The following is a 22,576-nucleotide window of genomic DNA, read 5'->3' on the forward strand; positions in this document are numbered from 1 at the left end:
GTTCTCAGGAATTCGGTTTGCTCTTGAGCTTGCCCAGCAACGTGTCGAGGGACTTCTGATTCAGTGCCTTGGCCAACGGAAAGTCGGACGGCATCAGCGCGCCCGCCTGGGGATCGAGGCAATGTTCGAGCAGCGTTTGCAGGTGCGTCAGCAGGCGCGCGGGCAGGTCGCGGTCGGCCTCGGCGCTGATGCTGTGCCAATGCAGCTGCAACACGCCGTCCTCCAGCCACGCCACCACTTCACGGGCATGGCTCACACGGTTGGCAGGCGCAACCTCCGCCGGCGCCGCCAGGGTGCTGGCGCGCAACCAGCCGGCTGGCGCTTGCTCATGGCCCAGGTAGTTGAACAGCACGTCACCGTTGCCGGCCGGCAGCGCACCGCGCAGGCGCAGCAAGCCGTACCCCAGGCCCTGTCCGGGCACCGCGCGCAACGCTTCCTTGGTCTGGCGCACCCAGTCGCCGGGCGTGCCTCGGGCATTCACCCGCAACGGGAACAGGGTGGTGAACCAGCCGACGGTGCGGCTCACGTCAAGCCCTTCGAAGCCCGCATCGCGACCATGGCGCTCCAGATCGACGACGATGTCCTGGCGCTGCTCGACTTCGGCGAGTGTCGCGACCAGGGCGGCGATCAGCAGTTCTTCCGGCTGGGTGCGGTAGGCGGCGTGGGACTCGGTCAGCCATTGCTGGGTGCGCGTGGCATCCCAGCGCGCCGAGAGGGTCTGGCGCTCGGCCACCGTGGCTTGCGGCATCGGCGTGACGGCGAGTTGGCGCGCCCAGTAAGGCTGCTCGACGGCGGCACTGGCGGCCCGCCCATGCAACTGCTCGGCCCATTGCCGGTAGGACGTGGTTTTCGCCGGCAGCACCACGGGCGCGCCGCTTTCCAGCGCGGCATACACCTGCTGGAAATCTTCCAGCAACGGCCCCCACGACACGGCGTCGATCACCAGGTGATGAGCCACCAGGTACAGGCGCTGTGGCGTGCCTTGCAGCAGCGCGGCGGCGAACAGCGGGCCGTGTTGCAGGTCCAGACTGCCCGCGACTTCGTGTAATTGCTGCGCCTGGCTTGCCAGGGTCAGCCGCGCCGGTTCGACCGCTGCAATCTCCGCCTGCCACTGGCCGTGCGCGGCATTGAAGCGCAGGCGCAGGGCGTCGTGATGGGCGACCAGATGATCGAGTGTCTTCTGCACCAGCGCCGCTTGCAGTGGACGCGCGCTGTCGGCCAGCACCGATTGGTTCCAGTAGGCAGGCTGCGCTTGCTGCTGGTCGAAGAACCATTGATGCAGCGGCATCAACGGCATCGCACCGCGGACTTCGCCTTGCTCGGCCACGGCCAGCAGCGGCGTGATCAGCTGCGCCAGGCCCGCCGGGGTCTGGGCGCGGAACAGGTCCTTGGGCGTGAGGGCATAACCGTGGTCGCGCAACTGCGAAATCAGCTTGAGGCCGAGGATCGAGTCACCGCCCAAGGCAAAGAAGCTGTCCGCGGTGCCGACCGCGCGGCCGCCGGTGAGGCTGTCGCCGAGCAAGTCGCTGAACAGTTGGCACACCAGGCCTTCCAGGGCATTGCGTGGTGCGACCGACGCCTGTTGGTGCTGCGGCAGAGGCAGCGCCGCCAGCGCTTTGCGGTCGAGCTTGCCATTGGTGGTCAGCGGCAGGCTTGGCAGTTGCACCCACACGACAGGCACCATATAAGCCGGCAGTTGACCGCTGAGTGCGGCGCCCAGCGCCGTCTCGGCTGCAGCGCCGCTGTAGAACGCCACCAGGCGATTGTCGACCACCAGCGTGCAGGCGCCGCTGACGCCCGGCTGACCGAGCAGCGCGGCATCGATTTCGCCCAGTTCGATGCGTTGGCCGCGCAGCTTGACCTGATGGTCGAGGCGGCCGAGGTAATCGATATTGCCGTCAGGCAGGAAGCGGCAGCGGTCGCCGGTGCGGTACAGGCGTTCGCCGTTCACCGTGAGGAAGCGTTCGGCGGTCAGGTCGTCACGCTTCAGGTAGCCGCGCGCAACGCCGACGCCACCGATATACAGCTCGCCGATGCTGCCAATCGGCAACGGCTGCTGCTGCTCATCCAGAATGTGCAGGCGCAGGTTGGCGATGGGCTTGCCGATCGGCACGACAAGGTCGTCCACCGAGCAACGCCACACCGACACGTCAATCGCCGCTTCGGTCGGGCCATACAGGTTGACCAGCGCCGCCGGGTGGCGACGCATGAAACGCTGCACCAGATCCGCCGGCAGCGCCTCGCCGCTGGCGAACACCTGACGCAGGCTGCGGCAGGCGGCCAGGCTCGGTTCTTCGACAAACGCGCGCAGCATCGACGGTACGAAATGCAGGGTGGTGACCTGCTCCTGCTGGATCAACTGGCTCAGGTAAGCCGGATCACGGTGCCCATCGGGACGCGCCACCACCAGCGTGGCGCCGGTGATCAGCGGCCAGAAGAACTCCCACACCGACACGTCGAAGCTGTACGGCGTCTTTTGCAGCACGCGGTCGTCAGGCCCAATCGCAAAGGCATCCTGCATCCAGTGCAGGCGGTTCATCAGCGCGCCGTGTTCGTTCATCACGCCTTTTGGCTGGCCGGTGGAACCCGAGGTGTAGAGCACATAGGCGAGGTCGTTGGCCTGCACGTTCAGCGGTTCGACGTTGTCAGCCGCGGGCAGTGAGTCCAGCGTCCAAGCGGTATGGTTTGCGGGCAGGTGCGACAGCCACTGAGGTTGGGTCAGGGTGACCCGGGCATCCGCATCGTCAATCAAAAACGCCAGGCGCGCGGCCGGCAGTTCCGGATCGAGCGGCAGCCAGGCAGCACCGGCATGCACGATGCCGAGCAAGGCCACCACCATCTCCACCGAGCGCTCCATGCACACCGGCACAATTGACTCGCGACCAATGCCGGCCGCGCGCAGGGCACGGGCGACGTGTTGGGCGCGCTGGTCCAGCTCGGCGTAGCTCAGGCGCTGGTCTTCGAACACCAAGGCTGGCGCATTCGGCGTGAGTGCGGCCTGTTGGCTCAGGGCCGTGTGCAGGTCGGTCGGGCCAGGGTAATGCCGCTCGGTGGCGTTCCATTGCGCCAGCTGCGCCTGATCCTGCTGCTGCGGGAACAGCTCGACCAGCGCGCGCTCCGGCGTTGACACCAGTGCATCGAGCAGCGCACACCATTGCGCGCTCCAGCGTTGCATCGTGGCGGCGTTGAACAGCGCGGCCTGGTATTCCAGCGCCAGGGTCATGTCGCTGCCGTCGTCGTGCACTTCCCAGCTTTGTTCGAACTTGGCGTCGATGGCCGGCAGGCTGCGTTCTTCAAGGGCCAGCCCTGGCCATTGGCGGCTGTCCATATGGCCGTGATTGAGGGAGAACAGCACCTGGAACAGCGGTGTGCGGTTGAGGTCGCGGCGCTGGGTCACGGCGCTGACCAGGCTGGCGAACGGCAGGTCGGCATGGGCCTGGGCCGCGCGCAGATCGGCTTCTATCGCAGCCAGCAGGGTTGCGGCCGGGGCCTGTTGGTCGACGTCGCTGCGGATTACCAGGGTATTGACCAGGCAGGCCAGCAGGGTCTGGGTTTGCGGTTGGTCGCGCTGGTCCGCCGGAGTGCCCAGGCGAATATCGCGCTGGCCGCTGTAGCGGGCCAGCAGGGCGCTCAAGGCGCTGGCGAGCACCACGTATGGCGTGGTGCCGCGCTGCCGCGCGAAGTGGCGAATCGCTGCCGAACGTTCGCGGCCCAGGCTGAGATTCAGTTGACCGGCACGCCGATCCGCTTCAGCGGCGCGTGGCTGGTCCAGCGGCAGTTCGAGGCGGTAGTCGTCCTCGCCCAGGTGGTTTTTCCAGTACGTCAGGCTGGCCGCGCGCCGGGCCTGGGTGTGCGGGTGCTGTTGCCACAGGGCGAAGTCGACGTAGTCGATGGGCAGTGGCGTCCAGTCGGGCGCCTGCCCGTGCAGCCCGGCGCGGTACGCCTGGGCCAGTTCGTCGATCAGCAGGCGCATGGCCCAGCCATCGGTGGCGCTGTGGTGCAGGCACACCAGCAGCAGGTGCTCGTCGCGGCCCTGGCGGTGCATTAAATGCGCGCGCCATGGGGCGGCGTTTGCCAGGTCGAAGGGGGCCATCAACTCGGTCTGCGCGCGGTTGCACGCACTGTCCCAGTCGCGCTCGGCAACCGACGTCACCTGCAGCGCCGGGCCTTGCGGATCGATCAGCAAATGCGCCTGGCCTGCGACTTCCCTAATGCGGCTGCGCAGCACCAGATGGCGTTCGCTGAGCTGATCAAAGGCGGCGCGCAAGGCCGGCAGGTTCAGCGCACCGGTCAAGGTCAGCGCGAACGGCATATGGTATTCGCGCGATTGTGGCACCAGTCGGCTGAGCATCCAGAACCGCTGTTGCGCCAGGCCCAGCGGCAGGGCAGCCGGACGTGGCTGCGGCGTGATCTGTTCACCCGGCAAGGCGTCGTCCAGCTGCGCGGCCAGGGCCGCGACGGTCGGCTGGGCAAATACCCGTGCCAACGGCAAGGTCACCCCCAGGCGTTCCCGCACCCGGGCGACCAGTTGCGTGGCCAGCAGGGAATGACCGCCAAGCTGGAAGAAGTGGTCGTCGATGCCCACCTGCGGGCATTGCAGTACTTCGCTGAACACCTCGCACAGCAGCGTTTCGTTGGCGTTGCGCGGCGCACGGTGCGGCTGCTCGCGACTTGCGTCGGGCAGGCGGATGGCGGCGAGCGCCTTGCGGTCGAGCTTGCCGTTGGGAGTGAGCGGCAGGTGATCGAGCTGCACCAGCAGGCTCGGCAGCAGGTGGGACGGCAGTTCGCGGGCGAGCGCCGCGCGCAGTTCGGCTTCGCTGGCGTCACCGCTCCAGAAACTCACCAGACGTTGGTCGAGCAGCAAAGTAGCGGCTTCGCGCACCTGCGGCCGTGCCAGCAGGGCAGCGTCGATTTCGCCGAGTTCGATGCGCTGGCCGCGCAGCTTGACCTGATGGTCGAGGCGGCCGAGGTAGTCGATATTGCCGTCAGGCAGGAAGCGGCAACGGTCACCGGTGCGGTACAGGCGTTCGTCGTTCACCGTGAGGAAGCGTTCGGCGGTGAGGTCGTCGCGTTTCAGGTAGCCGCGCGCAACGCCGACGCCACCGATATACAGTTCGCCGGCCGTACCGATGGGCAACGGCTGCTGCTGGTCATCCAGAATATGCAACTGCAGGTTGGCGATGGGCTTGCCGATCGGCACCACAGGGTCGTCGACCGAGCAACGCCACACCGACACGTCAATCGCCGCTTCGGTCGGGCCATACAGGTTGACCAGCGCCGCCGGGTGGCGGCTCATGAAGCGCTGCACCAGATCCGCTGGCAGCGCCTCGCCGCTGGCGAATACCTGACGCAGGCTGCGGCAGGCGGCCAGGCTCGGTTCTTCGGCAAACGCGCGCAGCATCGACGGCACGAAGTGCAGGGTGGTGACCTGTTCCTGCTGGATCAGCTGGCTGAGGTAGGCCGGGTCACGATGACCATCGGGACGCGCCACCACCAGCGTGGCGCCAGTGATCAGCGGCCAGAAGAACTCCCACACCGACACGTCGAAGCTGTACGGCGTCTTTTGCAGCACGCGATCGTCAGGCCCAATCGGATAGGCATCCTGCATCCAGTGCAGGCGGTTCATCAGCGCGCCGTGTTCGTTCATCACGCCTTTGGGCTGGCCGGTGGAGCCGGAGGTGTACAGCACGTAGGCGAGGTCATTGGCCTGCATCTTCAGCGGTTCGACGTTGCCCGCGTCGGGCAGTGCGTCCAGCGTCCAGGCGCTATGGCCTGCGGGCAGGTGCGACAGCCACTGGGGCTGGGTCAACGTGACCAGAGCATCTGCATCCTCGATCAGGAATGCCAGACGCGCGGCCGGCAACTCGGGATCGAGCGGCAGCCAGGCGGCGCCGGCATGCACAATGCCGAGCAAGGCCACCACCATCTCCACCGAGCGCTCCATGCACACCGGCACAATCGATTCGCGGCCAATGCCGGCCGCGCGCAGGGCACGGGCGACGTGTTGGGCGCGCTGGTCCAGCTCGGCGTAGCTCAGGCGCTGGTCTTCGAAGATCAACGCAGGCGCATTCGGCGTGAGTGCCGCCTGTTGGCGCAGGGCCGTGTGCAGGTCGGTCGGGCCAGGGTAATGCCGTTGGGTAGCGTTCCACGCCTGCTGTTGCAGGCGCTCGGCGTCGGTCAGCGGCGACCAGTCGGCGATCAGCGTCTGCGGTGCGTCGAGCATGCTTTGCAGCAGTGCCTGCCATTGCGTCAACCAGCGTTGAGCAGTGGCCTGGCTGAACAGCGCGCTGCGGTATTCCAGCAACACCGACAGCACTTCACCGTCGTGCACTTCCCAGTTCAGGTCGAACTTGGTGGCGGCGGCCGTCACTGCCCGTTCACGCACCTGCAAGTGCGGCCACTGGCTGGCGTCGGCAGTGCCGTTCTGCATGACGAACAGCACCTGGAACAACGGCGTCTGGCCGAGGCTGCGTTCGGGCGCGAGGTGTTCGACCAGTTGATCGAACGGCACGTCCTGATGCTGCTGGGCGTCGAGCACGGTGTTGCGCACCTGGTCGAGCAAGCCGGCGAAGTCCAGCCCCGGTGCCAGGTCGGCGCGCATCACCAGGGTGTTGACGAAGCAACCGATCAGCGGCTGCAACTCGGCCAATGGCCGCTGCGCCACCGGGCTGCCGACGCGCACATCGCGCTGGTTGGCGTAGCGTCCCAGCAACAGTTGTGCGGCGCTGAGCAGCAGCATGTACAGGGTTGCGCCGCGCTGCTGGGCAAACTGGCGCAAGCGCGAGGTCAGCTCGGCGGGCAATTGCAGCTGCACCGAGCCGGCACGCGGGTCGAGCAGGTGCGGGCGTGGCTGGTCGGTGGGCAGTTCCAGCTGGTAGCTGCCGTCCTCCAGTTGCGTTCGCCAGTAGGCCAACTGACTGTCGAACCGCGCCTGCTGCGCCGCTTCGCGCTGCCACAGCGCGTAATCCGGGTATTGCAGGGCCAGCGCCGGCAGGCTGTGCTGCTCGCCTTTGTAGCAGCGGGCCAGTTCGTCGAGCAGGTTCTGCGTGGAGGCATCGTCGCTCACGCAGTGGTGCAGAGTCAGCACCAGCAACGCCTGCCTGTTGCGTTTGAGCAGGCGCGCGCGAATCGGTGCTTCACGGGCCAGGTCAAAACGCTGCGCGGTGGCGGCCTGGATTGCGTCTTCGTTCAGTTGCTGCCAGTGCGTGTCGGTGACGGCGTCCCAGTGCGTCGTGGCCAGCGTCAGCTCGACGTGGGGTTCGATCACCAGCGCCAGTTCACCGGCCGGCTCACGCACGATGCGGCTGCGCAGGATTTCGTGGCGTTGAATCACGTGGTTCAGCGCCGCTTGCAGCGCCGGTACGTGCAGTTCGCCGTCGAACTGCACGGCGCTGACCACGTTGTACTCACTGGCGCCGCTCAGTTGCTCGAGGAACCACAGGCGCTGTTGTTCGAACGACAACGGCAGGCGCGCAGGGCGCGGGGCGGGCACGAAGGTGTCGCGGGGTGTTTGCAGCGGCTGCGCGAGCAACGCCGCCAGGGCCTGCAAGGTGGGATGCTCGAACACCGCCCGCAGCGGTGGCACCGTGGCAAATTGCTGACGCAGGCGCGCAAACAGCACGGCCGCCAACAGCGAATGGCCGCCCAGGTAAAAGAACTGGCTGTCACGCCCGATTGCGCTCAACGGCAGCTTCAGCAGCTCGGCCCACAGGGCGGCGAGCTGGCGTTCGGCGTCGGTGCGCGGTGGGTCCGTGGCGTCCGGCTCGGCCTGGGTGTGCGGCGCGGGCAAGGCCTTGCGGTTGAGTTTGCCGTTATCGGTCAGGGGCAACGAGTCCAGCACCACAAAGGCCGACGGCACCATGTAGTCGGGCAGGGCGGCGCCCAGGGCGTGGCGCCACGCGCTGAGGTCGGGCTGGGCGCAACTGACGTAGGCCACCAGGCGCTTGTCGCCGGGCACGTCTTCACGGGCCAGCACCACCGCCTGGCGTACGCCGGGTTGCGCGCCGAGCAGGGCTTCGATTTCGCCCAGCTCGACGCGGAAACCACGGATTTTCACTTGATGGTCCATGCGGCCCAGGTATTCGAGCTGGCCACCGGGCAGCCAGCGCACCAGGTCGCCGGACTTGTACATGCGTGCCTCTGGCAGCGGCGAGAAAGGATCGTCGATGAACACGTTGGCGGTCTGCTCGGCGCGGTTGAGGTAGCCGCGGGTCACGCCGGCACCGCCGATATGCAGCTCGCCGGGCACACCCACCGGCAGTGGGTTGAGGAACGCGTCGAGCACGTAGGTGCGCACGTTGGCAATCGGCCGGCCAATGATCGGCCGCTGCGGGAAGTCATCCACCGCGCAGCCGGTCGCGTCCACGGTGCACTCGGTGGGGCCGTAGGTGTTGAAGAAACGGCTGCCGGCGATGGACGGCAGGTGTTGCCAGAGCTGCGCGTCCACCGCATCGCCGCCAAACAGCACGAAGCGCGGCAGGTAGGTCTCGCCACGGCGCACGCCGTCGGTTTCGAGCAGGCTCTTGAGCTGCGCCGGGGTGCATTCGAAGGCGTCCAGGCGTGTGCTCTTGAAGAATTGCGCCAGGGCGGCCGGGTCGTAGCGCACGTCTTCCGGGGTCAGGTACAGGCTGTGGCCGTCGAGCAGCAGGATCAGTTCGGCCACCGAGCTGTCGAAGGCGAACGAGTAGTTGAAGCTGGTGCGCATCGGCTGGTCGGTGTAGCGCCGGTACAGACCGTGAATGCGCGCCCAGGCCAGGTTGACCACCGACGCGTTGGTGACCAGCGTGCCCTTGGGCTTACCGGTGGAGCCGGAGGTGTACATGATATAGGCCAGGTCATCGGGACCTGCCAGCGCGGCGGGGTTGCTCTCGGGTTGGCTGGCGAGCAGCGCGGCATCGGCGTCCAGATGCAGGCGTGGCAGGTGGCTGCCCAGCTGTTCGAGCAGGCCTTGCTGGCCGACGAACAACCGCGGCTGCGCGTCGTCGAGCATGTAGGCCAGGCGCTCGGCGGGGTAGCTCGGGTCCAGCGGCACATAGGCGCCACCGGCCTTGAGAATGCCCAGCAGGCCGATCAGCAATTCCAGCGAACGCTCCACACACAGCGCCACCGGGCGGTTGGCGCCCACGCCTTGCCCGCGCAGGTAATGGGCGACCTGGTTGGCGCGGCGGTTCAGTTCGGCGTAGCTCAGGCGTTGGCCTTCAAAGCACAGCGCGTCACGCTCAGGCGTGCGCTCGGCCTGCTGTTCGAACAGCTGGGCGAAGGTCAGGTGCTGCGGCACGTCCATCTCGGTACGGTTCCACTCCACCACCGTGCGCTGCCACTCGGCGGGCATCAGCAAGGGCAGGGTGGCGACCGCGCGTTGCGGCGCGGCGAGCAGTTGTTCCAGCAGGTGTTCCAGGCGCGCCAGGGTTTGCCGTGCGCTGTCCTGGGTGAAGAGGTCGAGGGCGAACATCAGCTCGAGCTGAATCGGCGCATCCGCCGGGCACAGCACATGCAGGTCGAGGTCGCATTCGGAGTGCTTGAGCGGCGTGTCGAGCGCTTCGAAGGCCAGCCCCGGAAACTGCAGGCGCGCCTCCATGCCCAATTGCTGCGCAACCATCACCTGATACAACGGCGCATGGCTGAGGCTGCGCGGCAGTTGCAGGCTGTCCACCAGTTGTTCGAACGGCAGGTCCTGGTGTTGCAGGCCTTCGCGCAAACGCGTGGCGACTTGGACAACCACCGCGTTGAAATCGGCCTGGGCGCTGAAGTCGGCGCGGATCGCCAAATTATTCAGCAGGATTCCCAGCAGGCCTTCGGTGCCCGGCTGTTCACGGTGCGTAACCGGGGTGCCGATCAGTACGGTGGCGTCGCCGCTCAAGCGGTGCATCAATACCGCAAAGCCTGCGAACAGGACGCTGAACGGCGTGGTGCCCAGGCGACTGGCGAGTGCCTGCACGCGGCCGCTGAGGGCGGCGCTGAGTTCGCGTTGCACCAGCCCCGCGCGGTAGCTCTGCACCGACGGCCGTGGATGGTCGGTGGGCAAGGCCAGCAGGGGGCTGGCGTCCTGGTCGCGGCGGTCAAGGGTGCGCGTCCAGTAGTCGAGTTGGCGCGCAAGTTCAGCGCCTTGCAGGTGATCACGCTGCCACAGGGCGAAGTCGGCGTATTGCAGGGGCAGGGCCGGCAATTGCGCGGCGGCGCCGTGGTGGCGGGCTTCGTACCCTTGCGCCAGCTCACGCAGGGCGATGGTGGCCGACCAGGCGTCGGACACCAGGTGATGCAGGGCAATGCCCAGCACGTGTTCGTCCGGCGCCACTTTGAGCAGGCGCGCGCGCAGCAGCGGCGGCGCCGTCAGGTCGAAGGGGTGTTCGAAGGTGGCTTGCAGGGCGTTGAATTGCGCGCCTTCACGGGCGGTGGCGGCCAGGTTCGACAGGTCTTCGAACGGCAGCTCGATGTTCAGCGCCGCGCTGATGTGCTGGCTCGGCACGCCGTCCACGCTGCGAATGCCGGTGCGCAGGATTTCATGGCGCGCCAGCAGGTCATTCAGGCTGGCGTGCAGGGCTGCCACGTCGAGTTGCCCGCTGAGGCGCAGGGCAAACGGGATATTGAACAGCGTGGTGCCGGGCGTCAGTTGCTCGATAAACCACAGGCGTTGCTGGGAGAACGACAACGGCAGCAGCGCCGGGCGCGGTCTGGCCTGTAGCGAATCGGACGCGACGGCTTGCGGTGCTGCGGCCTGGGCCTCACGCTCGGCGATGGCCACGGCCAGCAGCGCGACGGTGGGCTGTTCGAACAGCACCCGCAGCGGCAGCTCGAGTTTGAACGTGCTGCGCAGGCGCGCGACGATCTGCGTCGCCAGCAGTGAATGGCCGCCGAGGGTGAAGAAATTGTCTTCCACACCCACGCTGTCGCGGCCCAGCACTTCGGCCCAGATGGCGGCAATGGCGGCTTCGTGTTCGTTACGCGGCGCGAGGCTTTCGCTGGCGTCTGCCTGCCAGGTCAGTTGCAGCGCAGCGAGGGCCTTGCGGTCGACCTTGCCGTTGTTGTTCAGCGGCAGGCGGTCGAGGCACTCAAAGGCGGCCGGCACCATGTACGGCGGCAACTGCGCGCGCAGGTGTTCGCTCAAGCCATGGTTGCCCAGGCTTTCGTCATGGGCCGACCAGTAGGCCACCAGCCAGGCTTCGCCCACGCTGTTTTCACGCAGCAGCACGGCCGCTTCGCGCACGTTCGGGTGCTGGGCCAGGCGGTGTTCGATTTCGGTCAGTTCGATGCGGTGCCCGCGCAGCTTGACCTGCTGGTCGCGGCGACCGAGGTATTCGATCACCCCGTCGGCACGCCAGCGGCCAAGGTCGCCGGTGCGGTACAGGCGACCGTCGATCTGCGCATGCTCGATGAAGGCTTCGGCGCTGCGCTGCGGGTCGTGCAGGTAGCCGCGACCCACGCCGACGCCGCCGACGCAGATTTCCCCGGCCACGCCAACGGGCACCGGGCGCAGTGCTTCATCGAGCACGTACAGGCGGTTGTTGGCGGTGGGCTTGCCGATGGGCATGTGGCTGACGCTGGCGTGCGGCGCTTCGGTGATCGGCTGGAACGCCACGTCGTCGGCGCATTCGGCGGGGCCGTAGGCGTTCATCAGCGCGATAGCGGGGAACCGCGCAAACCAGTCGCGGGCCACGGTCGGCGGCAACGCTTCGCCGGTGGGCAGCACCCAGCGCAGGTCGGGCAGTTGCAAGTCGCACGGGCACAGCGCAAGCAGGGTGCGCATCAGGCTCGGGACGATTTCCAGCACATTCAGGCGCTCGCTGGCGAGCACCTGCAGCAGGCGTTGCGGGTCGTGGGCGACCTCGTCCGGCAGGATGTGCACGGTGGCGCCGAGTACCGGGGCGGCGAGGAACTGCCACACGCTGATATCGAAGGCCACCGAGGCGGTCTGTGGAATGCGGTCGGCGGCGTTCAGGCCCAGGGCCGGGACTTTGCCGAAGATGTTATTGAGCATGCTGCGCTGTTCGATCATCACGCCCTTGGGCGTACCGGTCGAGCCCGAGGTGAACAGCACGTAGGCCAGGCTGTGCGGGGTGCCGGCGAGTGCCAGCGGTGCATCGTTGGGGGTGTTCCAGGCCGCTTCGGCGAACAGCGCCCGGGGCGCGTGATCGAGGCCGCTGAGCAGCTGATCGAGCAGGCCGCTGCAGTCTTCACTGGCGACCAGCAAAGGCGCGCGGGACAGGCTGAGGATTTCGCGCAGGCGCTCCGGCGGGTGGTTGACCTCCAGCGGCAGCATCGCCGCGCCGGCCTTGAACACCGCGATCATTGCGGTCAACAGCGCCAGGCCACGGGGGGCAAGCAGCGCCACCAAGCGGTCTTCGGCGGCGCCGGCCGCACGCAGGGCGTGGGCCAGGCGCGTGGCGCGCCGGTCCAGTTCGGCGTAGGTCAGGGAGTGGCCGTCGCAGATCGCGGCCACCTGATCGCCGCGTTCGGCGACCTGGGCGGCAAACAGTTCGGCGTAGCTTTTATCCAGCGGGAAGTCGTGGGGGTTGAGCGCCCAGTCGCCCAGCAATTGCTCGCGTTCATCGGCGGCCAGCAGCTCGAAACTGCCCAGCGCTGCCTCTGGCGCGGCGAGCATGCCGCGCACCAGGCTGGCCAGGTGGCCGAGCAGACGCTGCACCGTCTCGGCGGTAAAACGCTCGCGGTCGTACGACACGCGGATGCCCAGTTGCTCGCCGGGCAGGATCACCACGGTCAAGCCATAGTGGGTGTGCACGCTGTGGTCCATGCCGTCGAGGCTGAACTGAAAGCCGCCGTCGAGAATCTGCTCATCGATGGGGGCGTTCTCGAACACCAGAATGCTGTCGAACAGGGTTTCGCCACGGGGGAAGTCGCTCCAGCCCTGGATATCGGTGAGCGGCGTGTGCTCGAAGTCGCGCATCTGCACGTTGAGTGCCTGCAAGTCCCCCAGCCAGTCGTCCAGCCGTGCCTCGGGATCGACGCTGACGCGCAACGGCAGGGTGTTGATGAACAGGCCGATCATTTCGGCGACGCCGGTGAGCTCGGCCGGACGCCCGGCCACGGTGACGCCGAACACCACGTCGCGTTGCCCGCTGTAGCGCGACAGCAGCAGCGACCACACGCCCTGGAAAAAGGTGTTGGGGGTGATGCGGCGGCTGCGGCAGAAACTGGCCAGCGCCTGGGTGTGCTGCGCGTCCAGGTGGATCAGTTGATCGTCCACCAGCACTGCATCGGTATAGCGGTCGCGCGCCACGCCGTTGTCCACGGTGAGCGGCGTCGGCGCGTTGAGCCCGTGCAACTGGCCGCGCCAGAACTGCTCGGCCTTGCCCGCGTCCTGACGTTGCAGCCATTGGATGTAGTCGCGAAACGGCCGGGGGGCGCTGATCTGCGGCGTGCGCTGGTTGCACAGCGCCTCGTAGACCTTGAGAAAGTCCACGGTCACCAGGGAAATGCACCAGGCATCCATCAGGATATGGTGGAAACTGCGGATGAATTCATAGGCCTCATCGGCCAGGCGCACCAGACGAAAGCGGATCAGCGGCGGCTTGGACAGGTTGAAACCGACTTTCTGCTCCTCCTCCAGCAGCGTACGAATGCGCGCCTGCTGCTCGTGGGGCGCCAGCCCGCGCAGGTCGAGGGTATCGAGCGGTACCTTGACCTCGCGGTGGATCACCTGCACCGGCTGCTTCTGGGTTTTCCACTGGAAGCTGGCGCGCAGCGACGGGTGCAGCGCCACCACCTGGCGCCATGCTTCAAGAAACGCGGTCTCGTCAATGGCCCCACCGATTCGGTAGCGATCCTGCATCAGGTACACCCCGGAGTCCTCGTGCAGCAGGGAGTGGAACAGCATCCCTTGTTGCAGCGGTGACAGCGGGTAGACATCTTCGATCGGATTGCGCGTGGTGTTGTCGGTGGTCATTCAAAACGTCCTGCAGAAATAGGGGCGACGGCGGTTACAGGTCGGCGTCGTTGAGCTCGGCCATCAGCGCGTTGAGTTCGTCATCCGACATGCCGGAGGCGCTGAACTCGGCGCTTTGCGCCTGCGCCGGGCTTGCGTCCAGCGGCTGGGCGACGCTGGCCATGGCGGCGATGCTCTGGTGCTCGAACACGTGCTTGGCCGACAGCGCGATACCTTGTTCGTGAGCCTGGGCCACCACTTGCAGGCTGAGAATCGAGTCGCCGCCGATGGCGAAGAAGCTCTCGGTGACGCTGACACGGGGCAGTTTCAGGACCTTGGCGACGATGGCGTGCAGCGTGGTTTCCATCGGCGTGCGCGGGGCCACATGGCCGCTCTGGTCAAGTTGATCCGGGTCGGGCAACTGCTGGAGGTCGAGCTTGCCGTTGGGCGTGCGCGGGAAGGCGCCGAGGGTGATTACGCGGGTGGGCACCATGTACGACGGCAAGCGCTCGCCGAGGTAGCGCTTGAGCGCCTCGGAATCCGGCGCATAGCCGTGGGCGGCGAGCACGTAGGCGAGCAGGCGCTTGCCGGCGGGCTGGTCCTGCACGATCACTGCCGCTTCACGCACGTCGCTGTGGCTGCACAGTTGGCGCTCGATCTCGCCGAGTTCGATGCGGTAGCCGCGCAACTTGACCTGATGGTCTTTGCGCCCGAGGAACGCCAGGCGCCCGTCGGCCAGCCAGCAGGCGAGGTCGCCGGTACGGTAGGCGCGGGTGCCATCGGCGAGGGTGACGAAGGCTTTGGCGGTTTCTTCGGGTTTGTGGCGGTAACCCCGGGCCAGGGTCGGACCGGCAAGAATGATCTCGCCCGGCTCACCGATGCCGCTGGCGACCTCGTGTTCATTGAGGACGCGCAGGTCCATGCCGGCAATCGGGCGGCCGATGGTCAGGGCGCGGTCGCTGTCGAGCACGTCGTAAGTGGCCCACACGGTGGCTTCGGTGGGGCCGTATTCATTGACCAGCAAGGCCCCGGGCAGGGCGTTGCGGTGCTGGGCAATCAGCGACGGCGGGCACGCCTCACCGGCAACGATCCAGCAGCGCAGGCTGTCGGCGCCGCCCAACTGATCCAGCAGCGCCTGGTACAGCGACGGCAGCGACAGGCCATGGCTGACCCGGTGCTGCGCGACCAGTTGTGCCAGGCGCGGCATGTCCAGTTCTTCGCCGGGCGCCGGCAAGACCAGGCGGCCGCCCTGGGCCAGGGTCCAGAAAATCCCGGCCACCGAGCTGTCGAAGGCAAATGACGACAGCAGCAGGTAGGCGCTCACGGGCGCCTGATACGCGGCCATGCGCACCTGGGTGGAATGGCTCAGGGCGCCGTGGCTGATTTCCACGGCTTTGGGTGCGCCGGTGGAACCGGAGGTATAAATCAGGTACGCAAGGTCGTCGCGGTGGGGCAGGGGCAATGGCGGCAGGGTGCTGGCTGCGTGCAGATCGGCCAGCACAAAGCGTTGCAGGCCGGCCGGAACGCTGTCGGCCAGCTCGGGGCTGACGATGATGTGCGCGATGGCGCTGTCGGCGAGCATGTAGGCGCGACGGTCCTGCGGGTAAGTGGGGTCGACCGGCACGTAGGCGCCCCCGGCCTTCATTACGGCGAGCATGGCGACGATGGCGGCGTTGCCGCGCGGGAACAGAATGCCCACTGGCACGTTGGCGGCGATCCCGGCGTGCGCCAGTTGGTGCGCCAGTTGTGTGGCGCTGGCGTCCAGTTGCGCGTAGGTCAGGTCGCCCTGTTGATCGCTGAGGGCGACGGCATCGGGCTGGCGCTGCACCTGGCGAGCGATCAGCTCCACCAGCGTCACCGCTTCGATCACCGGCGGCTGTGTCGGTGCGGCGATGATCGCCGCTTGCTGCGGGCCGCTGATGGGCAGTTGCGCCCAGGGCTGCTGCGGGTTGGCCAGCGCGGCCTGCAGCAGTTGCGCCCATTGCTCGGCCAGGCAGGCGGCCGCCTCAGTGCTGAGCTGATTGCAGTCGTAGACCAACTGCGCGCGGAGCCGGTCGCCGCCCTGATGGACCTGCAGGCACGCCTTGGCCGGGCTCATCACCGCGCTGGCCTCGCGTTCGCGCGGGGCACTGGCGCGCCAGGCGAAGGCATAACCGCCGCTGAGGTCGCCGGTGTAATAGTCCTGCCAGCCGGCGGCGTGCTCTACCAGGGTGCCGATGTGGGCGCTCTGTTCCTGCAGGGTGGCCTGCGCCTGCAGGTCGATGCGCAGGGGCAGGCTCTGCTCGAACAGGCCCACGGCGCTGTCGAGTTCCGGTCCACGGCTGGGGTGAATCAGAGTAATGGGGACTTGCTGTTGCCCGGACAGGCGCCCAAGCAGCACGGCCCAGGCAGTCAGCATCAGGTGGGCGGTGAAGGCCGGGTGATTGGGCAGGCTGATGTCCAGATGTGCGGGGGCAAATCCACCGTCACCGGGTGTTTCCAGTGACAGTTGCAAGGCGTGCCGTTCGTGCTCGGCCGCAGGGTTCCAGAACAGCGCGCCGGGATGCTGCGGTGCGTCTTCGACCAGGCTCCAGCGCCATTCGGCGTAATCGGCGTATTGCAGGCTGTCGGCCAGGTCCGGCGGGGTGTCTTGCAGCAGGGCTGTCGCCAGCAGTGTGAGGCTGGCGAGGTCCAGGTGGCTGCTGGCGGCGGCCAGGTGCAGCACCTGGCCGTCGGGCCGTTGCACGAGGGTGACCGTCAGCGGCTGTGTCCAGCCCTGCGCAAGCGACGGGATCTGCTGCGCCACGTTGACGCGCAACGCGCACGCGTCATGGATCACCTGCACCGGGTGGCGCAAGCCGGGCACCGGCGTCAGTTGGGTGCGCAGGATCTCGCTGCCGCCCGCCAGCGCTTGCAGGCGCTGTGTGAGGGTGTCGGCGTCGACCGGCTGGGTCACGGCCCATTGCAGTTGGCAACCGAACGGGTGCCGGCTGCCGCCGTTGAGGTGTGGGTAAAGGGAAGCCTGTTGCGGCGAGATGCGAAAGCCTTGAAGTCCGTTCATGTTCAACTCAACTGCAAAATAGGGTGGAGAGCGCTCACACGGCGACGTCGCTGGACAGCAGGGCCTCGGCCATGCCGGTCATGATTGCGCGCTTGCCGGTAAAGGGTTCGCGGCCGTGGACCGCGAGCATGTTGTCGATAAACAGTACGTCGCCCTGTTGCCAGTTGAAGCGCACCAGCGAATCGAGGTAGGCGGCGCGCAGCGCTTGCAGCACCTGGGGCTCGATGGGCGTGCCATCGCCGTAAAAGGTGTTGGTGGGCAGGTCGAGGTCGTTGAAGTTGCCTTGCAGCGAATCGCGGATCGCCGCCGGCAGGGTGCTGATATGAAAGAACGTCGCGTGGTTGAACCAGACCTCTTCGCCGGTACGCGGGTGGCGCACCACGGCCGGACCGCGTTGGCGAGTGCGCAATCGGTTGTTTGCCTTCCACTCGACCTCGATGCCGACGCTGGCGCAGTAGGCTTCGACGTCGCTGCGCTCGCTGGACTGGAACACGCTCTGCCACGGCAGGCCGAAGCCGTCGCCGTAGTTGCGCACATAGAGCACGCCTTTTTCGCGAAAGCGCGCCTGGATCTCGCTGCTGATGCGTGACTTGACCGTGCGGGTGGAGCCAATCGGGGTTTCGCCGCCGGTCTCGGAAGGCAACTGGCAGTAGAAGAACAGCCGCAGCGGAAACCGTGGCGAATAGGAGTGCTCGTTGTGCGGGAAGATCATCTGGTCGGCCGGGTAGTCGGTCGAGGTGTAGATGTTGCCGCCCACCCGGGTGCGCGGCGAGGCGCGGAACATGTACTCCAGGGCGCCGGGGGACAGCGCGGCGATGACCTGGTCGAACTGTTCCACCGAGGTGACGCCGAAACCACGAAACAGCAAGGCGCCGTGTTGCAGCAGTTTCTGTTCCAGGGCGTCGCGCTCACTGGCGGCCCACGCGGCGAGGTCAACGCCCTCGACGGCCGGTTCGATCACCAGCGGCAGGGCGTGGTCGGCGCTGAGCAGGCGTTCGCTGACCAGTTGCCGTGGGGCGACGTTCATCGCTTTGCGGCGTACACCGCCGAGGGTGCGCGGCGTTGGGGGTACGTCTGGCATACAGGCATCCACCTCTGTCAAAGGGTCAGTGAGCGTCGTTTGGTCTGCAGCAACTGGCTGCGCCCGGCGCTGACCTGGGTGTGCTGGCTTTCGCGCTGGAAGGCCTGGTCCCAGGTGTCGAGGCGCGCCGCCAGTGCGGGCAGCGACTCGCTCAACCAGTCGCCGGCCTCGTCCAGCAGACGCGTCCACAGGTGTTGCAGGCGCAAGGCACGGGCCTGATCGAAGTGCTCGCCACGATATTTCAGCGTGGCGTCGATGCCATGGCCGGCATGTACCAGGTCCAGCACCAGGTGGAAATCCCCCGGTGCCTGGGCCACATCGAGCGTGTGCAGGTGCGCGCCGGCAATCAGCGTCGGCGCTGAACGTGACGGTTGATAGTTCAGCTTGACCTGGAACAGCGGCGCGTGGCCCGGACGTCGTGCGGGGGCCAGCGCGGCGACCACCAGGTCGAACGGCAGGTCCTGATGGGCGTAGGCTTGCTGCGCCTGCTCGCGCACCTGTTGGAAAAACTCGCCGAGGCTTGACTCGCCCTCTACCTCGCAGCGCAGGGTGAGTTGGTTGACGAAGAAGCCGATCACCTCGTTATGCGCCGCCAGCGGACGACCGCTGACGTCGGTGCCGAGCAAAAAGCGCGGCTGGCCTCCCAATTGCTTGAGCACCAGCTGGTAGCAGGCCAGCAGCAGCATGAACAGGGTCATGCCCTGTTCACGGGCGAGAGCGGACAGCGCATCGCAGCGCGATTGAGGCAGGCTGAAGTCGAGGCGGTGCTGCCCCGGCGACGCGCCGCTGCCACCCAATGCCAGGGTTTGCGGGACGTCGGCCAGGTGTGCGCGCCAGAAGTCCTGCTGCGCGGCGATGCGCGAGGGCGTCCAGTGCGCCGCTTCCCAGCGGGCGAAGTCGAGGTATTGCAAAGGGCGATCAGGCGAGGTGTGCGCCGCCAGTTCGGCGAGCAGCAATTGCGCGGAACGGCCGTCGAAGGCGATGTGGTGCAGGGTCAGCAGCAGGTCATGCCTGTCGCCCTGGCTGATCAGGTGCGCGCGCAGCAGCGGGCCGTGTTGCAGGTCGATGGCGGTTGCGTGTTCCCGGGCCAGGCAATCCTGCAGGTTGTCCTGCACGAGCAACTGCACGGGGCTGGCGGGCATTACCTGCTGCTGCGGGCCGTCGACGCCGTCGTGATAGACCGTGCGCAGCACGCTGTGACGCTCGACCAGCGCGTCGAGCCGCTGCGACAGGGCTTGCGTGTCCAGTGCGCCGTGCAGTGTCAGGTGCAGCACGAGGTTGTGCTGGGTGTCCTGCGGGTTGAGTTGATGCAGGAACCATAATCGGCGCTGGGCGAAGGACTGGTGACTATGGCTGAGGTCAGTCTCGGGTGCGGGATTGGCGAGCGGGGCAGCGGTGCCGAGGTAGATCAGCAGCGCCTGCGCCCAGTGCGCCAGGGTCTGTTCGCTGAACAGGCTTTGTGTGTCCAGTTCCCAGCCTAGGTCGCGCTGCAGGCGCGCGGCGAAATCGGCCAGGCCGATCGAGTCCAGGCCCAGGCCGATCAGGCTGAGTTCGGTATTCACGCTGAGGTACGGGTTGAGCGCGAGCAGGGTCTGCGCCAGCCATTGATGGCAGGTGGCAAGGTCGGGCTGCTCGCTCAATTGCGCGACGTCAAGGCGTTTTGCGGGCGAGGCGGGCGTGGCGCCGCTCTGGGCGATGATGCTCAGGGTGCCGGCCGCCAGTTGGGTGCGGGCGCCCTGGCGGGCAATCTTGCCGCTGGTGGTCATGGGAATGGTGCCGGCCTGCACCAGCACAATCTGATCGATGCCACAGTCAGCCGCTTCGCGCACGGCGCTTTGCATCGATGCAAACAGCGCCGGGTGATGGGCCGGGTCGACGAACTTGCGTTGCGGCTCGGCCACGATCACCAGTTTTTCGCGGCCCAGCACCGGGTCCATTTCCGAGAAGGCAGCGATGCGACCGGTGCGGATGCCGGGCTCGCTGTCGGTGATCGCAAACTCGATATCGTGGGGGTAGAGGTTGCGGCCGTTGAGAATCAGCAGGTCCTTGAGACGCCCGCAGATCACTACCTGGCCCTGATGCATGAAGCCCAGGTCGCCGGAGCGCAGGTAATGGCCGGGCTCGCCGGCGATCTGCGCCTGGAAGGCGATGCGGCTGGCCTCGGGGTTTTGCCAGTAGGCCTCGGCATTGCTCGGGCCTTGCAGCCACACTTCGCCGATGCGATCGGCGGCGCAGCGCTCGAAGGTGTGCGGGTTGGCGATGGCAATGGCGTGATGGGCCTGGGGGTAGCCACAGGCGACAAACTCCACTGCGGGCGCATCACCGCTGGCCAGGGCCACACGACCGGTTTCCAGCACCTGTTTGTCCAGGCGCAGCACCACGGGCAGCGCGTCGGCCGGGGTTGCACTGACGCACAGGGTGGCTTCGGCCTGGCCGTAACCGGGACTGATGGCCAGCGGGTTGAGACCGCAGGCGGCAAAGCGCTGGGCAAAGGCGTCGAGGGTGCCGGGGTGGATCGGCTCGGCGCCGTTGATAGCGTGTTGCCAGGCACTGAGGTCGAGCTGGGCGATCAGGCTATCGCTGACCACGCGGTTGCACAGGGCGTAGGCGAAGTTGGGCGCAAAACTGGCGGTGGCGCGGTAGCGACTCAGCGCCTGCAGCCAGGTGGAGGGCGCGTTGACGAAGGTCTGCGAGGCCATCAGGTAACACGGCATGCCGCTGTAGAGGGGCGCCAGCACGCCGCCGATCAGGCCCATGTCGTGATACAGCGGCAGCCAGTTGACCATGGCGCCGTGTTCATCGAAACCGTAGGCCTGGCGCATCAGCTCGACGTTGGCGATCAGGTTGCGCTGACGCACTTCAACGCCTTTGGGCGTGCCGGTGGAGCCCGAGGTGTATTGCAGGAATGCCACCGTGGCGGCGTCGATGGACGGGCGTTGCCATTGGCCGGCGGGCGGCGTGCCGAGGTCGTGCACGGTCAGTACGTCGATGCGCTGGTCCACCAGTTCGCGCAGGGCCTCGCAGTGTTCGACGGGCGCCAGGATCAGCGCCGGCTGTGCATCGATCACCACGTTGCGCACGCGGTCCAGATGCCGCGGCTTGCGCGACGGCGGCGGGAACAATGGCACGGCGATCAACCCGGCATACAGGCAGGCGCAGAAGGTGCGGACATAGTCGAGGCTGCTGGGCAGCATCAACAGCACACGCTCGCCCGGGTTGTAGCGCGCTTGCAGGGCCGCGGCCAGGGATCGGGACTGTTCGTGCAGTTGGGCGAAGGTGAGCGTTTCGCCGACGTCGACGCCGTCGGGCAAAAAATGCAACGCGGCACGCTGCGGGAAGTGCAGGGCGTTGGCCTCCAGCACGTCTATCCAATGATTGAATGCAAACATGGTGGGATTCATGCCATGGCCACGATGACTTTGCGGTCACCGGTATAAGGATTGCGCCCGTGGGCGACCAGTCGGTTGTCGAGCATCAGGATGTCGCCAGCCTGCCAGGGGAAGCTCACGGCGGTCTGGTCATACACGGCGCGCACGCTGTCGAGCAGGGCGTCGGCAATGGGCGAGCCGTCGCCGAAGTACACGTGACGCGGCAGGTTTTCCTCACCCACGGCGGCCAGCAGGCTGGCGCGCACGGCCGGCTCGATTGCCGAGACGTGAAACAGGTGCGCCTGGTTGAACCAGACCCACTCGCCGGTTTCCGGGTGCTGCAGCACGGCGGGGCAGCGCTGGCGGGTGCGCAGTTCACCGTCGGTTTTCCACTCCCACTCGATGCCGTTGTCCTGGCAGTAGCGCTCGACCTGGGCACGGTCTTCGGTGTTGAACACCTGTTGCCAGGGCAGGTCGAGGGCGCCGCTGTAGTTGCGCACGTAGAGCAGTTCGCGGCTGGCGAACAGCTCGCGGATCTCGGCGGGCATGCGCTGGTAGATCAGGCGGCTGTCGCAGATTGGCGTCTCGCCGCCGGTGTCACTGGCCTTGATGCAGTGGAACCAGATGCGCGAAGGCCAGGGCCGGGTGTAGGCCTGCTCGTTGTGCAAGGGGATGAACTGGTGCGCCGGGTATTCGGTGGAGCTGTAGACCCCGGCGAACACTTTGCTGCGCGGCGTCGAGCCGAATTCGTAGCTGGCCAGGGGCGCGCCGAAGCTGGCGGCAAAGCGTTTGAAGTCGATGGGGGTGGCGACCGTGAAGCCGCGAAACAGCACGCCGCCGACGGTGCGCAAGCTGGCGTCGAGGCTGTCGCGTACCGACTGCTCGAGCGCATGGATCGATTGGCCGGGGCTGGCCTGCACGCACCGGGGCAGGGTGGCGCCGTGGTTATCATCCGTGATCAACATGGGCTTGAAACGTCCGTCCGGGTGTTCGATGGAGGTCATTGTCTTGCACATCCTGTTTATGCTTTTGGCTTTTCAGCAACGTGACAGCAGGCCTTGAAAACCGGGCAGAGGCCTTCACAAAACGTTTAACAAAATGTGTTTATGTCAGTACGAAGGGCATACTAGGTGTTAATGAGAGGGATTATCAATAGTATTCCTTTAATATTTTTTTTCGCTTAGACTCCGCCCCGCTGGGGAAAAAAA

The 22,576-nt window shown here is 66.8% G+C and carries 5 protein-coding genes; all 5 read right to left on the bottom strand.

Translation table 11 applies throughout. From position 1 onward, the window contains the following. Nucleotides 1-4: 4 nt before the first annotated feature. The 5 genes from RHM60_RS02905 to RHM60_RS02925 are packed head-to-tail and all read right to left on the bottom strand — an operon-like array spanning nt 5 to nt 22,333. Nucleotides 5-13,900, bottom strand: a complete 13,896-nt coding sequence (locus RHM60_RS02905) for a non-ribosomal peptide synthase/polyketide synthase (protein WP_322213537.1) — start codon at nt 13,898-13,900, stop codon at nt 5-7. A gap of 34 nt (nt 13,901-13,934) precedes the next feature. Next, a complete protein-coding gene (locus RHM60_RS02910; RefSeq protein ID WP_322213538.1) occupies nt 13,935-16,919 on the bottom strand; it encodes an amino acid adenylation domain-containing protein in 2,985 nt (994 codons plus the stop codon). Nucleotides 16,920-16,953: 34 nt separating this feature from the next. Further along, nucleotides 16,954-18,000 (bottom strand): TauD/TfdA family dioxygenase, encoded by a 1,047-nt coding sequence (locus tag RHM60_RS02915; RefSeq protein ID WP_322213540.1) that lies wholly within the window; start codon nt 17,998-18,000, stop codon nt 16,954-16,956. Nucleotides 18,001-18,017: 17 nt separating this feature from the next. Next, nucleotides 18,018-21,389: a condensation domain-containing protein gene (locus RHM60_RS02920; protein ID WP_322213542.1), complete on the bottom strand. Its 3,372-nt coding sequence runs from the start codon at nt 21,387-21,389 to the stop codon at nt 18,018-18,020. A gap of 8 nt (nt 21,390-21,397) precedes the next feature. Next, nucleotides 21,398-22,333 (bottom strand): TauD/TfdA family dioxygenase, encoded by a 936-nt coding sequence (locus tag RHM60_RS02925; protein ID WP_416195175.1) that lies wholly within the window; start codon nt 22,331-22,333, stop codon nt 21,398-21,400. Nucleotides 22,334-22,576: the final 243 nt, after the last annotated feature.

This window comes from Pseudomonas sp. MH9.3, assembly GCF_034354675.1.
GTDB lineage: Bacteria > Pseudomonadota > Gammaproteobacteria > Pseudomonadales > Pseudomonadaceae > Aquipseudomonas.

Coding starts and splice junctions, on each gene's coding strand:
- RHM60_RS02910 (WP_322213538.1), bottom strand. CDS start 16,919: ATGAACGGACTTCAAGGCTTTCGCATCTCGCCGCAACAGGCTTCCCTT.
- RHM60_RS02915 (WP_322213540.1), bottom strand. CDS start 18,000: ATGCCAGACGTACCCCCAACGCCGCGCACCCTCGGCGGTGTACGCCGC.
- RHM60_RS02920 (WP_322213542.1), bottom strand. CDS start 21,389: ATGTTTGCATTCAATCATTGGATAGACGTGCTGGAGGCCAACGCCCTG.
- RHM60_RS02905 (WP_322213537.1), bottom strand. CDS start 13,900: ATGACCACCGACAACACCACGCGCAATCCGATCGAAGATGTCTACCCG.
- RHM60_RS02925 (WP_416195175.1), bottom strand. CDS start 22,333: ATGTTGATCACGGATGATAACCACGGCGCCACCCTGCCCCGGTGCGTG.